The organism is Kitasatospora sp. NPDC003701 (genome assembly GCF_053587085.1).
Window position 1 is genome coordinate 505,714 of record NZ_JBSFNM010000001.1, and the last position, 13,234, is coordinate 518,947.

The window sequence follows — 13,234 nt, forward strand, 5'->3', positions numbered from 1 at the left end:
GAGCACGGCCGCGCTCACGAAAACAGGGCGTCTCGGGAGAGATCACGCTGTCCTGCGGCGCGGCTTCCTTCGGGTACAACCGTTCCTCAGGGCGCCGGATCCGCACAAGGCCTTTTACCGGTATTCCGACTTGTGAGTGAATAGCGCGATGGAGCGACTAACTATCATCCGATGAAAGGAAGTTGATGATCTACCGGCCGGCCGGAATTGTCCCCGGTGCGGTCACGGAAATCGGATCGCCCACCGAGTGTCCGGCCGCTAGAATCCGCTCCCATGGGCTACCTCGAAGCCACCAGTCTCGGTCATGTTCTCGCCGACGGTCGCGAGCTCTTCCACGACGTCTCGTTCCGTGTGCCGGCCGGCGAAACGGTCGCGCTCATCGGCGACAACGGCGCGGGCAAGACCACGCTGCTGCGCATACTCGCGGGCGAACTCCCGGCGCAGCGGGGGTCGTTCCGCAGTCAGGGCGCCGTCGCGGTCATGCCGCAGTTCATCGGCAGCCTGCGCGACGACCGTACGGTCCGGGACCTCCTGCTCACCGTCGCGCCGCCGCCGCTGCGGGCCTCGGCCGCCGCCCTCGACGCGGCCGAGCTCGCCATGATGGAGGTCGACGACGAGCCCACCCAACTGCGCTACGCGCAGGCCCTGGTGGACTGGGGCGAGGCCGGCGGCTACGACTACGAGGTGCTCTGGGACACCGTGACGGTCGCCGCGCTCGGCACCCCGTTCCAGGTCGCCCAGTACCGGGAGGTGGCGACGCTGTCCGGCGGCGAGCAGAAGCGGCTCGTCCTGGAGGCGCTGCTCCGGGGCCCGGCCGAGCTGCTGCTGCTGGACGAGCCGGACAACTACCTCGACGTCCCCGGCAAGCGCTGGCTGGAGGAGCAGCTCGCCCAGACCCGGCAGGGCGTGCTGCTGATCACCCACGACCGGGAGGTGCTGAGCCGCACCGCCGGCCAGGTCGTGACGCTGGAGGGCGGCACGGCCTGGACGCACGGCGGCGGATTCGCCACCTGGGCCGAGGCCCGCGAGGCCCGCTGGCAGCGCGCCGCGGAGCTGCGGCAGCGCTGGAGCGAGAAGCACGAGCAGCTCAAGGAGCTGGTCCGGACGCTGCGCCAGCAGTCGTCCATCAGCGACGAGATGGCCTCCCGCTACCACGCCGCCCAGACCCGGCTGGCGAAGTTCGAGGAGGTCGGGCCGCCGCCCGCGCCGCCGCGCCGCCAGCGGGTCGCGCCGGACCTGCGCGGCGGGCGGACGGGCATCCGTGCGATCACCTGCAAGAGCCTCGAACTCAGCGGTCTGATGCGGCCGTTCGACCTGGAGGTGTTCTTCGGGGACCGGGTCTGCGTGCTCGGTTCGAACGGCTCCGGCAAGAGCCACTTCCTGCGGCTGCTGGACGAGGCCGGCGGGGACGCGGCCCCGACGGTGGCGCACAGCGGTGAGTGCCGGCTGGGCGCCCGCGTCCGGCCCGGGCTGTTCGCCCAGACCCACCGGCACCCGGAGTGGGCCGGCCGGACCCCGGCCGAGATTCTCGGCGCCGGCGAGGGCGACCGCCCCGGGCTGGACCTGGAGCGCGCGATGTCCGCCCTGAGCCGCTACGGGCTGGCCGGCGCCGGCCGGCAGAACTTCGAGACCCTCTCGGGCGGTCAGCAGGCACGTTTCCAGATCCTGCTGCTGGAACTGGCCGGGGCGACACTGCTGTTGCTGGACGAACCGACCGACAACCTCGACCTCATCTCGGCCGAGGCCCTGGAGGAGGCCCTGGCCGCCTTCACCGGGACGGTGGTGGCGGTCACCCATGACCGCTGGTTCGCCCGGGTCTTCGGCCGCTTCCTGGTCTTCCGGGCGGACGGCCGGGTGGTGGAGGCGGACGAGCCGGTCTGGGACGAGGGCCGGGTCAGCCGCGTCCGGAGCTGACCGGGCCCCGGGCGGCGGCCCGGCGCCCGGGCAGTCGTCAGATCCGGTGCACCGTTCGGCCCCCGAGGACGGTGCGGACCGGGCGCAGCCGCGCCAGTTCGTCCGGCGGGCAGTCCAGCGGGTCGGCCGGCCAGAGGGTCAGGTCCGCCAGCGCCCCGGGCCGCAGACTGCCGCGCGTTCCGCTCTCGCCGAGCAGCCGGGCCGCGTCGACCGTGTGCAGCGCGATCGCCTCGGCCCGGGTGATCGCGTGCTCGACGCCCTGCGCGCCGGCCACGGTCTGCCGGGTCGTCATGCCCCAGACCGAGACCATCGCCCCGTAGGGTCCGACCGGGAAGTCGGACCCGGCCGCGAGCAGCGCGCCCTCGTCCAGCCACTCGCGCAGCGGGAAGATGCCCCGCACCCGCTCGCCGCCCCAGGCCCGGATCTGGGCCGTCGCCGCGTCGTGCAGCAGCGGGTGCTGCACGGTGACCGGGATGCCGAGCGCGATGGCGCGCGACCGCTGGTCGGGCCGGGCCAGCCCGCCGTGCTCGACGACCAGGGTGCCCGGAGCCAGCCCGGGGCGGTCCTTCAGGACCTGCTCGAACACGTCCAGCAGGGTGCGCAGCCCGCGGTCCCCCCAGGCGTGCACCCCGACCCGCCAGCCGCGTGCGACCACCCGGTCGACGGCCGCGGCCAGCTCCTGCGGGTCCCAGAGCAGGGTGCCGTGGTAGCACGGGCGGCCCTCGTACGGCTCGTCCAGCGCACCCGCCTCGATGCCGCCGTCGATGCCGAACTTGACGCCCCAGACGCTCAGCCAGGCGTCGCCCCCGGTCCGCCAGGGTTCCATCCGGTCGAGCAGCTCGTCCACCTGCCCGGGTGTGCGGGCGCCGAAGCCGGAGACCAGCGCCCGCACCCGCACGCTCAGGGCGCCGGCCCGCCGGGCGGCGCGCAGCACGTCGAGGTCCTCCACCGGGACGAGGCAGTCGCGGACCGTGCCGATCCCGGTCGCGGCGTAGTCGGCGGACGCGGCCCGCAGGCCCTCGATCCGGTCGGCGAGTGCGGGGCGCGGCAGCACCCGCTCGGCCAGCGCGACCGCCTTGTCGACCAGCCGGCCGGTCAGCCGGCCCTGCTCGTCCCGCTCGATCACGCCGCCGGGCGGGGCGTCGGTCTCGTCGGTGATGCCGGCCAGGCGCAGCGCGGGCGTGTTGAGCACCATGTTGTAGGCGCCGCGACGCACCAGCACCGGGTGCTCGGCGGTGGCCGCGTCGAGTTCCCCGGTGCGCGGCAGGCGCTGTTCGGCGAGGTTGACCTCCTGCCAGTTGACCGTGGTGCGGATCCACTGCCCGGGGGGCGTGCCCGCCGCCCGTTCACGGATCAGGCCGAGGAACCCGTCGAGGTCGCGGGCCCGGTGGACCGGGACGTCGTGGACGCTGTGCGCGGCGAGGATCAGATGGGTGTGGGTGTCGTCGAAGGCGGGCAGCACGGTCGTGCCGGGCAGGTCCAGCACCTCCGTCCCCGGGCCGATCAGCCGGTCCAGGCCGTCGACCGCGGCGGACAGCGCGGTGATCCGCTCGCCGGTGACGGCCAGCGCGCGGCGCGGCGCCTCGCCGGGGACGAGCGTGTGCACGGCGCCGGACCGGATCAGCAGGTCGGCGGGGGTCCGGTCGGTCACGGCGACTCCTCGGGTGCTACGGCAGTCGATCGGGGTGCGGGGGCGGTTCGAGCGGGGGGAGCCCGGTGAGCTTCTCGACGTGCCGCAGGCTGGGTTCGGCGAGCAGCCCGTGCAGTTCGGTGAAGACCGCGCGGGCCGCGACGGCGTTCCAGTCCGCCGGGAGCAGCGGCGCCGGGAGCCCCGGGTCGAGGTAGGGCAGCCGGCGCCACTGGGTGAGCATCGGGACGTAGGCGCGGAACGCCTCGACCGCCTCGATCCGCGGGAACGGGCGCAGATCGGCGGCCACCCGGCCCCAGGCCTCGGTGAACTCGGCGTACTGCGCCTCGATCGCCGGGAAGTCCCACCAGGCGCCGACCGCCGAGCGCAGCTCGGCGAACCCGGCGTACTCGGAGACGAAGAGGTGGACGTAGGCGCTCAGCCCGAGCCGCTCCAGCAGCCGCCGGGCGTCCGGCAGCACCCGGGCGGGTGCCAGCCAGACGCCGGGGGCGGCGTTGCCGAAGCCGAGCCAGCTCAGCCGGGAGCGCAGCTGGTGGCGGTTGGCCCGCTCCGACTCCGGTACCGAGAAGACCGCGACCACCCAGCCGTCGGCGAGTTCGGCGGGCTCCAGGCTGTGGAAGATCCGGCGGTCGCCCTCGTCGAAGACCGGGCCCATCGCGGGGCTCAGCCGGTAGCCGGTGCCCTCGCGCCGCTCCTGCAGCAGGGTGCCGGCCTTCTTCAGCCGGGAGATCGCCGAGCGGACGGCCTGGGCGTCGACGTCCAGCTCCGCCATCAGGACGATCAGGTCGGCTATCGAGATCCAACCGCCGAGCCGGCGGACGAACTCGCCGTAGATGGTGTGGATCAGGGAGCTGGGGAGTTCCCTGCCGATCGGCCCGGGCCCGCGCCGTTCCGCAGGGGAGTCCCCGGGGTGTGGCGTGCTCTCCGGCATGGCGGCCCTCCTCCCGTGCCGGCCTCTCCTGCCGACCGTCCGGCGCGATCATACTGTCGGAGCGCAGCCCAGGGGGCCGGACGGCGGGACGGCGGGCGCCTGCGGGGCGGTCACCGGTGGTCCGACCGCCGGTCCGACCTCCGGACCGGCGGACGGCACGGCGTGGGACGGCACCGCGTGGGACGGCGCCGCGCTCTCGGCGTAGGCGCCGGAGAGCAGGGCCCCGGCGCCCGGGGCGAAGGCGGGCAGCCCGAGCGCGCGCAGCAGTTGGTGGACGGTGCAGATCGCCGCCGAGACCACCGGCTTGCCGAGCAGCTGTTCGGCCTCCTCGACGGCCGCCAGCGAGGGCATCTGCACACAGGCGGAGAGCACCACGGCGTCCGCCTCGGCGTGCGCGAGGCGCGCGGCGATGCCGGGCAGCCGGGCCGGGTCGTGGGCGGCGACCGCCAGGTTGTCGGGGATCTCCAGGGCCGCGTGGTCGGTCACCGCGATGCCCTCGTGCGCCAGGTAGTCCACCACCGTGCGGGCGAGCGGCCGCAGGTAGGGCGCGACCAGGGCGACCTTCTTCGCCCCGAGCGCGTGCAGACCGGCCACCAGGGCGCCGGCGCTGGTCACCACCGGCGCCGGCGCGCCGTTCTCGACGGTGCGCCGGTGCAGCCGCTGCTCGGACTCCCGGTGGTAGCCGGGCCCGGTGCTCATGACGGCCACCAGGCAGGCGTAGCCGAGCACGTCGACCCGGGCGTCGGAGAGTTCGAGCGCGCAGCGGTCCGAGTCGGCGTCCATCGCGCGCAGTTGCTCGGGGGTGACGCGGGTCATCCGCATCCGGCTGGAGTGGAAGGTGAAGCGTTCGGGGGCCACCGCCTCCCGGGCCCGCAGCAGGGCCGGGACCTCGGTCTCCATGGTGACGTTGGAGCTCGGGACGATCTGGCCGATCCGGTAGGTCCTCATGCCCGCGGCCCCTCGCCGCGGCCGGCGGGGTCGTAACCGCGGGCGTCGACGACCGGGTTGGCGAGGGTGCCGATCCGTTCGACGGTGGCCTCCACCAGGTCGCCGGGCTGCAGGAACTGCGGCGGCACCTGTGCGGCGCCGACGCCGGACGGCGAGCCGGTGGCGATCACGTCTCCGGGCTCCAGGGTCATCCCGGAGGAGATGTCGGCGATCAGCCGGGCGATGCCGAAGAGCATGTGACGGGTGTTGGAGTCCTGCATGGTCACGCCGTTGACCTTGAGCGAGAGGTCGAGGTTCTGCGGGTCGGGGATCTCGTCGGCGGTGACCACGACCGGCCCGAACGGGCAGTAGGAGTCCTGGCCCTTGGAGAAGAACCACTGCCCGGAGCGGCGCTGGTCGCGCGCGCTGACGTCGTTGACGATGCTGTAGCCGAACACGTGCCGCAGCGCATCGGCCTCGGGGACCCGCCGGGCGGTGCGGCCGATCACCACGGCCAGTTCGCACTCCCAGTCGAGCTGCTTGGTCAGGTCGGTGTTGTGCAGGATCGGCCCGCCGGGGCCGGTGACGGCGGTGGCCGGTTTGTCGAACAGCACCGGGCGGTCGGGCAGTTCGCGCTCGGTGTCGAGCGAGCGGTGCGACTCCTCGACGTGCTCGACGTAGTTGAGGCCGATGCCGACGACCTTGCCGGGGCGCAGCGGCGCGCACAGCACGACCTCGGCGAGTGGCCGCCAGGCGTCGGCCGGTGCGGCGGCCAGCAGCGCACGGGCGGTGGCCAGGGCGGGCTCGCCGGCCCGGATCAGCGCCGCCAGGTCGCCGGGCAGGTCGGCCCCGGCGGTGGTGGCGAGCGCCGTCAGGTCGGCCACCCGGTCACCGGTGCGGGCGCCGAGACGGGGCGTGTCGCTGCCGCCGGCACGGTAGCTGAGCAGATGCATCGAAAGCTCCTCAGGGAAGGGCGGGTTGGTGGCCGTCGTGGTTCGGGTGCGACTCCTCGCGGTACATGCCGAGCGAGCGCATCACCGGGAAGTCGTTGAACGAGAAGAGGCAGGCGTCCTCGCCCGGGTCGAGGTTCGCGTGCTCGTGCCAGGCCCAGGACGGGACGACGAAGATGTCGCCCTGCCGCCACTCGAAGCGCCGCCCGGCGATCACCGAGACGCCCCGGCCCTTGGCCGCCGTGTAGACCACCGAGCCGGTGTGCCGGTGCGCCAGGGTGGCCTGCCCCGGGCGCAGCAGTTGCAGGTGGGCGCTCATGGTCGGCATCACCGGACCGCCGGTGACCGGGTTGGTGTACTCCATGATCACGCCGTCGTACGGGGACCCTTCGGCCGCCCGGGCCAGCCGGCACAGCGCCTCGTAACTGGGCTCCCAGGGCCACCCGAGCAGGGGGGAGTAGGGGCGGCTCCACGTCTCGACGCCGTAGGGCAGCAGCGTGCCGGCGTAGCTGAGCAGCGAGGAGTTCACCACTGTGCCGGGCTGCTGGTAGAGCTCGGGGTGGACTTCGTAGAAGCCGGCGTCGAGCGCGTTGACCAGTGGGATGTCCAGCCCGTCCTGCCAGATCACCGGTTCGTCGGAGCCTTCGTTGCCGTGCTCGTGCCAGGTGTTGTTCGGCGTGATCGCGAAGTCGCGCGGTCCGACCGCGAGTTTCTGGCCGTCCACGATCGTCCAGGCGCCGGTGCCCTCGTGCACGAAGCGCAGCGCGGCGGCCTGGTGGCGGTGCGCGGTCATCGCCTCGCCGGGGCCCATGATCTGCAGGCCGGTGTACAACAGCCCGACGGCCGCGCTCAGTTCGCGCCGGCCGGGGTTGACCAGCATCACCACCCGGCGGCCGGCGTCGTCCGCCCGGACCAGCGGCAGCGCCTTGCGGACCAGCGGCGCCAGGTCGGCGTAGCGCCAGAGCACCGGGACGGACTTGGGCTGCGGGTACCAGGGTTCGATCTCGTTCGCCACCGTCCAGAGCGCGCCCGCCTCCTGTTTGGCCAGCTCCTCGTAGTAGGCGGTGAGTTCGGGGCTGTCCCCGACCCTGGCCCGGCCCAGCCGGGTGTCGTCGTGGTCGGTCACGCTTCCTCCTGGTGGGGGTCGGGCTCCTGCTGTACGTCGGTGAACAGCACGGGCCGGTGCGGGCGGTTGTTCACGTGCAGCCGGAAGACGTCGAACCGGTTGTAGTGGCCGACGATGTCGTGCATCTGCTTGGGCCGGACGCAGGCGGCGAGGTCGATCTCGGCGTAGACGATGCCCTCCTCGTCGACCAGCGGCTCGGTGACCGGGCGCCCGTCCGGGCCGAAGACGCCGGAGAGCGCGGCGCGCGGGCGGGCGAGCTGCTTGCGCACCTGCTGGTCGTCACCGGCCACCAGGTCGACGATCTCGGGCGAGATCGTCGAGCAGGACACCACGGTGAACACCTTGCCCTCGAAGCAGTGCGCGGCCGCGCGCAGCGCGATGGCCTCCGCCATGTCATAGTCCTCGGGGGCGACCGGCAGCGCGATGTAGCTGGCGGCGTGGACCAGTTCACCCTGGGCGAGCAGGGTGAAGCGGGCCAGCGGGTTGGTGTTCTCGCCGCAGGCGAGCACGCCGAGCGGGCCGACCGGGGTGTCGTGCACGACCAGCGAGCTGCCGTCGCCCTGGGCCCAGGTCAGCTTCTCGGCCCAGGTCGGCACGAGCTTGCGGTGCACGCCGAGCAGCCGGCCGTCCGCGTCGATGGTCAGCATCGTGTTGTACAGCGTGCCGACGCCGTGCCGGCCGCGCTCGTTGACGCCGATCACCAGGACCACGCCAGCCCGGCGGGCGGCCGCGCAGAGGGTTTCCACCTGTGGGCCGGGGACGTCGACGGAGGCGTGGTAGAGCCGTTCGAACCAGGGCGACCCCTGGAGGGGGTTCATCGTCCAGTTCCAGTACGGGTAGCCGGGCACGAACACCTCGGGGAAGACCACCAGGGCGGCGCCGTGCGCGGCCGCCTCGGCGATCAGCGCGACGGCCTTGTCGACGGTGGCGTCCGGATCCAGGTAGACGGGGGCGGCCTGGACGGCGGCGGCGGTGAAGCGGGGCAGGTGGGGCATCCGATCCTCCCTCAGTTCGGCGCGGGTTCGGTGGGCCTGCGGTCGGTCGCCGGGCGCTCCGGCCGGTCCGGTGCCCGCTCCGGCGGCGGATCGTCGGGGCGGCCGGGCAGCCAGCGGCGGTGCACCGGCGCGGCCGGCTCCGGCCGTAGCCGCAGCCGCGGCGCGACCCGGTCCGCGCCGGGCCCCGGCGGCCGGCGGCTGCCCGGCTGCCAGGGCTGCGGCCAGCGGGCGCCCGGGCCGGTGTAGCCCTGCTCGGCGGCGGCGTGCAGCGTCCACAGCGGGTCGTACAGCTGCGCCCGGCCGACCGCGACCAGGTCGGCCCGGCCGGCCAGCAGCACCGAGTTGGCGTCGTCGTGGCCGGAGATCGCGCCGACCGCGACGGTCGGGGCGCCGGTCGCGTGGCGGATCAGGTCGGCGAACGGCACCTGGTAGCCGCGCCCGTACGGCACCTCCTGGTGGGCGACCACCTCGCCGGTGGAGACGTCCAGCGCGTCCGCTCCCGCGTCGGCGAGCGCCCGGCCGATCGCGACCGCCTCCGCCTCGGTGGTGCCGCCCGGCGCCCAGTCGGCGGCCGAGATCCGCACCACGATCGGCTTGCCGGCCGGCCAGGCGGCCCGCACCGCGGCCAGCACCTCCAGGGCCAGCCGCAGCCGGTGCTCCAGCGGCCCGCCGTAGGCGTCGGTGCGCCGGTTGGTCAGCGGCGAGAGGAACCCGGAGACCAGGTGGCCGTGGCCGAACTGCAGCCCCAGCACGTCGAATCCGGCCCGGTCGGCGCGGGCCGCGGCGGCCGCGAAGTCGGCGACCACGCCGGCCAGGTCCGCCGCCGAGGCCTCGCGCGGCGGCGGACCGGCCGGCTCCCAGGGCAGCGGCGAGGCGGCCAGCGTCGGCCAGCCGTCCGCGAGCGGGTGCCCGATCCCGTCCGGGCCGGGCACGGTGCTCGCCGCGCGCCGGCCGGCATGGGTCAGCTGGACTCCCAACGGGGTGTCGCCGAGTTCGCGGACCGAGCGCACCACCGAGCGCCAGGCGTCCTCCTGGGCGTCCGACCACAGGCCGGGGCAGCGCTCGGTGGCCCGGCCCCGCGCGCTGACCGCGGTCATGCCGGTGAAGACCAGACCGGCGCCGCCGAGGGCCTGCGCGGCGAGCTGGGCCCGGTCGAAGCCGCTGGGCAGCCCGTCCACGGCGGTGAAGGTAGCCAGCGGCGGCACCACGATCCGGTTGCGCAGCCGGAGCCCGCCCAGCCGCAGCGGCCGGAACATCGGCGGGACGCCCCCGTTTCCGCCGGGCGCCGTGCCGTCGGAGGCCGTGCCACCCGAAGCGTCGCTGCCCGCGGCCGCGTTGTCGAAGGCGGCGTTGTCGAAGGCGGCGTCGACGGCGTCCACGAAGGCGGCGTCGCGGGCGCGCAGGTTCCCGTAGGTGACCCGCCGGCTGCGGGTCAGCAGGTTGAAGGCGAACTGCTCGGGGCCCTGGCCGGTGTGTCGCTCGACGGTCTCGAACCACTCCAGGCTCGCCTGCGCGGCCCGCTGCGCGGACTCCACCACCGGCCGCCGCTCGGCCTCGTACGCCGCCAACGCCCGCGCCCGATCCGGCTGTTCGTGCAGCGCGGCGGCCAGCGCGAGGGCGTCCTCCAGGGCCAGCTTGGTGCCCGAGCCGATCGAGAAGTGCGCGGTGTGCGCGGCGTCCCCGAGCAGCACCACGTTGCGGTGGTGCCAGGCCGCGTTGCGCACGGTGGTGAAGCGGATCCAGCGCGAGGCGTTGGGGATCAGCCGGTGGCCGTCCAGGTGTCCGGCGAGCAGCTGCTCGCACCGCCGCACGCTCGCCAGGTCGCTCTCGCCGCGCCCGAACTCCCGCCCGGCCGCCGTCTCGAAGCCCGCCTTGCGCCACGCCTCCTCGGCGACCTCCACGATGAAGGTCGAGCGCCGCCCGCTGTACGGATAGGCGTGCACCTGCAGCGCGCCGAAGTCGAACCGCTCGACGATGAAGGTGAAGGCCTCGAAGACCTTGTCGGTGGCGAGCCAGATGTAGCGGCAGTGCCGCTCGTCCAGCTCGGGCCGGAAGGCGTCCGCGAAGGCCGCCCGGGTGGCCGAGCGCACGCCGTCGGCGGCCACCACCAGGTCGTACTCGGCCGCCAGCCGCTCCACCGGCGGCGCGGGCGTGCGGTAGCGCACGTCCACCCCCAGGTCGGCGCAGCGCTGTTGCAGGATCGCGCGCAGCCGGTTGCGGTCCAGCGCGGCGAAGCCGTGTCCGCCGCAGGTGCGCACCCGGCCGGCGTACCGGACGTCGATGTCGCTCCAGCGGGCGAACTCGGCCGACAGGGCGGCGAACACCTGCGGGTCGGCCTGGGCGATGCCGTCCAGCGTTTCGTCCGAGAAGACCACGCCGAAGCCGAACGCGTCGTCACGGGCGTCGCGCTCCCACACGGTGATCTCCCGGTGCGGTGCCGACCCCTTGGCCAGCGCGGCGAAGTAGAGCCCGCCGGGACCGGCCCCGATCACCGCGACCCGCTGCGCCCCGGCGCTCACCGGTAGGCCTCCGGCTGCTGCGGCCCGGCCTCCGCCAGCGCCCGGCGGACCTCGGCGGGCCAGGGCTCGGCACCCTTGGCCTGCACGGCGGCGTGCACCACCGACATCCGCCCGGCGGCGGCCGGGCCGTTCGGACCGTGCACCTCGAAGGCGTAGTGCAGCGAGGAGCCGCCGACCCGGAGCACCCGCAGCTCGGTGCGCACCAGGTCGCCGAACCAGAGGCGTTCGCGGTAGTCGGCCTCGAAGTGCACCCGGGGGATCCGGCCGAAGAGGTCGGCCAGCCCGAGCCGGCGCAGCAGCACCGCCTCGGCCGCCTCGACCCAGCGCTGCACCGCCGAGAAGTGGTAGTGCCCGGCCGCGTCGGTGTCCGACCACTCCACCCGCCGCTCCACCGCCACGCTCGCCGGGCGCGCGGCCGTGCGCCGGCGCAGCTCGGCCCGGTGCAGCTTGCCGGTCGCGGTGCGCGGCAGCTCGGCGACGAACTCGACCTCGCGCGGGTACTTGTACGGTGCGATCGTCCCCTTGACGTGCTCCTGGAGGGCCCGCACCGTCTCCGGCCCGGCCGGCACGCCCTCGCGCAGCACCACGTACGCCTTGACGACGGTGCCGCGCCGGTCGTCGGGCGCGCCGACCACCGCGCTGTCCCGCACGTCGGGGTGGCCGGCCAGCGCCTGCTCGACCTCGGGCCCGGCGATGTTGTAGCCGGCCGAGACGATCATGTCGTCGGTGCGCGCCTGGTACCAGAAGTAGCCGTCGCCGTCGCGGACACAGGTGTCGCCGGTGAGGTTCCAGCCGTTGCGCACGTAGCCGAGCTGGCGCTCGTCGCGCAGGTAGCGGCAGCCGGTCGGGCCCTTGACGGCGAGCAGGCCCGGGTGGCCGTCGGGGACGGGCGAGCCGTCCTGGTCGAGCACGGCGGCCCGGTAGCCCGGGACCGGTCGGCCGGTCGCGCCGGGGCGGATGTCGCCGTCGGCGGCGGAGATGAAGACGTGCAGCAGCTCGGTGGCGCCGATCCCGTCGATCAGCCGCTGCCCGGTCGCCGCGTGGAAGGCGTGCCAGACGGAGGCCGGCAGGGGCTCGCCGGCCGAGACGCAGCGCCGCACCCCGGCCAGCCGGTCGGCCAGCCCGGCGGCCAGGATCGCCCGGTAGGCGGTCGGCGCGGTGAACAGCACGCTGACCCGGTGCCGGGCGACCTGCTCGGCGAGCTCCTCCGGGCCGGTCTGCTCCAGCAGCAGGGCCGCGGCGCCGGCCCGGAGCGGGAAGACCACCAGCCCGCCGAGGCCGAAGGTGAAGGCCAGCGGCGGGGTGCCGGCGAAGAGGTCGTCGGCGGTGGGCCGCAGCAGGTGCCTGGAGAAGGTGTCGGCGTTGGCGAGGACGTCGCGGTGGAAGTGCAGGGTGGCCTTGGGCCGGCCGGTGGTGCCGGAGGTGAAGGCGATCAGTGCCACGTCGTCGGCGGCGGTGGGTACGGCGGTGAAGCGGCCGCGCCGGGCGGCGCAGCGGGCGGTGAGGTCGTCCGGGCCGGGGCCGCCGTAGGCCAGGACGGTGAGGTCGGGTATCGCGGCCCGTTCCAGTTCGGCCAGGCTGCGGTGGTCGCACAGCGCCGCGACCGGCAGGCTGATCTCGTGCATCGCGGTCAGCTCGGGTGCCCGCAGCAGCGGCATGGTGCTGACCGCCACCAGGCCGGCCTTCAGCACGCCGAGCCAACAGGCCACCAGCCAGGGGGTGTTGGGGCCGCGCAGCAGGACGCGGTTGCCGGTGACCAGGCCCAGGTCCTCGGTCAGCACCCGGGCCACCGCGTCCGCGCGCTCGCGCAGCTCGCCGTAGCTCCACTGCTCCGTCGGGGTGAGCACGCAGCGCCGGTCGGGGCCGAGGCGCTCGATCGTCTCGTCGAGCAGCGCGTGCGCGCAGTTGAGCCGGTCCGGATAGGCCAACTCGGGTAGTTCGAAGAGAAGTTCCGGCCACTGGTCGAGCGGCGGGAGGCTGTCGCGGCAGAACGTGTCCAGATGCGCTGAGGGTGTGAGCTCCATACGGCGGCACCTCTTCGGCGAGCGGGGAGTGAGGCCAGTATGGCGCTCTGCTGACGCCAGTCAAGAGAGCGATACATGCATCCGGGTGGCGGCGAACGCGCCTGCGCGGCGGCCCCCGCTCCGACCGGCCGGGCCGAGGGGCTCCTGAATATGACCCTGGCATGCCAAGCGGGGCGTGCGACCCGGGCCGCGGCCGCGCA

8 protein-coding genes and 2 pseudogenes are annotated in these 13,234 nt (G+C 74.6%); 1 reads left to right on the top strand and 9 read right to left on the bottom strand.

Going from position 1 to position 13,234, the window contains the following annotated elements; all coding sequences use genetic code 11:
* Window positions 1-273: 273 nt before the first annotated feature.
* The gene (locus ACWDRR_RS01915; RefSeq protein ID WP_449770206.1) at window positions 274-1,914 is read left to right on the top strand and encodes an ATP-binding cassette domain-containing protein; all 1,641 of its coding nucleotides are present in this window, start codon (window positions 274-276) and stop codon (window positions 1,912-1,914) included.
* Window positions 1,915-1,951: 37 nt separating this feature from the next.
* On the opposite strand, the gene ACWDRR_RS01920 is transcribed toward ACWDRR_RS01915, so the two are convergent.
* The 9 genes and pseudogenes from ACWDRR_RS01920 to ACWDRR_RS01960 all read right to left on the bottom strand — a co-directional run.
* Window positions 1,952-3,565 (bottom strand): amidohydrolase, encoded by a 1,614-nt coding sequence (locus tag ACWDRR_RS01920; protein WP_449770207.1) that lies wholly within the window; start codon window positions 3,563-3,565, stop codon window positions 1,952-1,954.
* 16 nt (window positions 3,566-3,581) lie between these two features.
* Window positions 3,582-4,493, bottom strand: a complete 912-nt coding sequence (locus ACWDRR_RS01925) for a PaaX family transcriptional regulator (RefSeq protein ID WP_449770208.1) — start codon at window positions 4,491-4,493, stop codon at window positions 3,582-3,584.
* Between the two features lie 183 nt (window positions 4,494-4,676).
* Window positions 4,677-5,441 (bottom strand): annotated as a pseudogene (locus tag ACWDRR_RS01930) (maleate cis-trans isomerase family protein); the annotation flags it as partial.
* Window positions 5,438-6,373: a fumarylacetoacetate hydrolase family protein gene (locus tag ACWDRR_RS01935; protein WP_449770209.1), complete on the bottom strand. Its 936-nt coding sequence runs from the start codon at window positions 6,371-6,373 to the stop codon at window positions 5,438-5,440. The gene ACWDRR_RS01935 and the pseudogene ACWDRR_RS01930, both read right to left, overlap by 4 nt.
* Before the next feature lie 10 nt (window positions 6,374-6,383).
* The gene (locus tag ACWDRR_RS01940; protein WP_449770210.1) at window positions 6,384-7,496 is read right to left on the bottom strand and encodes a cupin domain-containing protein; all 1,113 of its coding nucleotides are present in this window, start codon (window positions 7,494-7,496) and stop codon (window positions 6,384-6,386) included.
* Window positions 7,493-8,491 carry a carbon-nitrogen hydrolase family protein gene (locus ACWDRR_RS01945; protein WP_449770211.1) on the bottom strand — a complete coding sequence of 333 codons (999 nt, stop codon included), beginning with the start codon at window positions 8,489-8,491 and terminating at the stop codon, window positions 7,493-7,495. Before ACWDRR_RS01945 ends, ACWDRR_RS01940 begins: the two co-directional genes overlap by 4 nt.
* 11 nt (window positions 8,492-8,502) lie before the next feature.
* On the bottom strand, window positions 8,503-11,010 hold the full coding sequence (locus ACWDRR_RS01950; protein ID WP_449770212.1) for an oxidoreductase: 2,508 nt from the start codon (window positions 11,008-11,010) through the stop codon (window positions 8,503-8,505).
* The gene (locus tag ACWDRR_RS01955) at window positions 11,007-11,408 is read right to left on the bottom strand and encodes an acyl-CoA thioesterase (RefSeq protein WP_449770256.1); all 402 of its coding nucleotides are present in this window, start codon (window positions 11,406-11,408) and stop codon (window positions 11,007-11,009) included. Before ACWDRR_RS01955 ends, ACWDRR_RS01950 begins: the two co-directional genes overlap by 4 nt.
* 15 nt (window positions 11,409-11,423) lie before the next feature.
* A pseudogene (locus ACWDRR_RS01960) lies at window positions 11,424-13,034 on the bottom strand (AMP-binding protein); the annotation flags it as partial.
* Between the last annotated feature and the right edge of the window lie 200 nt (window positions 13,035-13,234).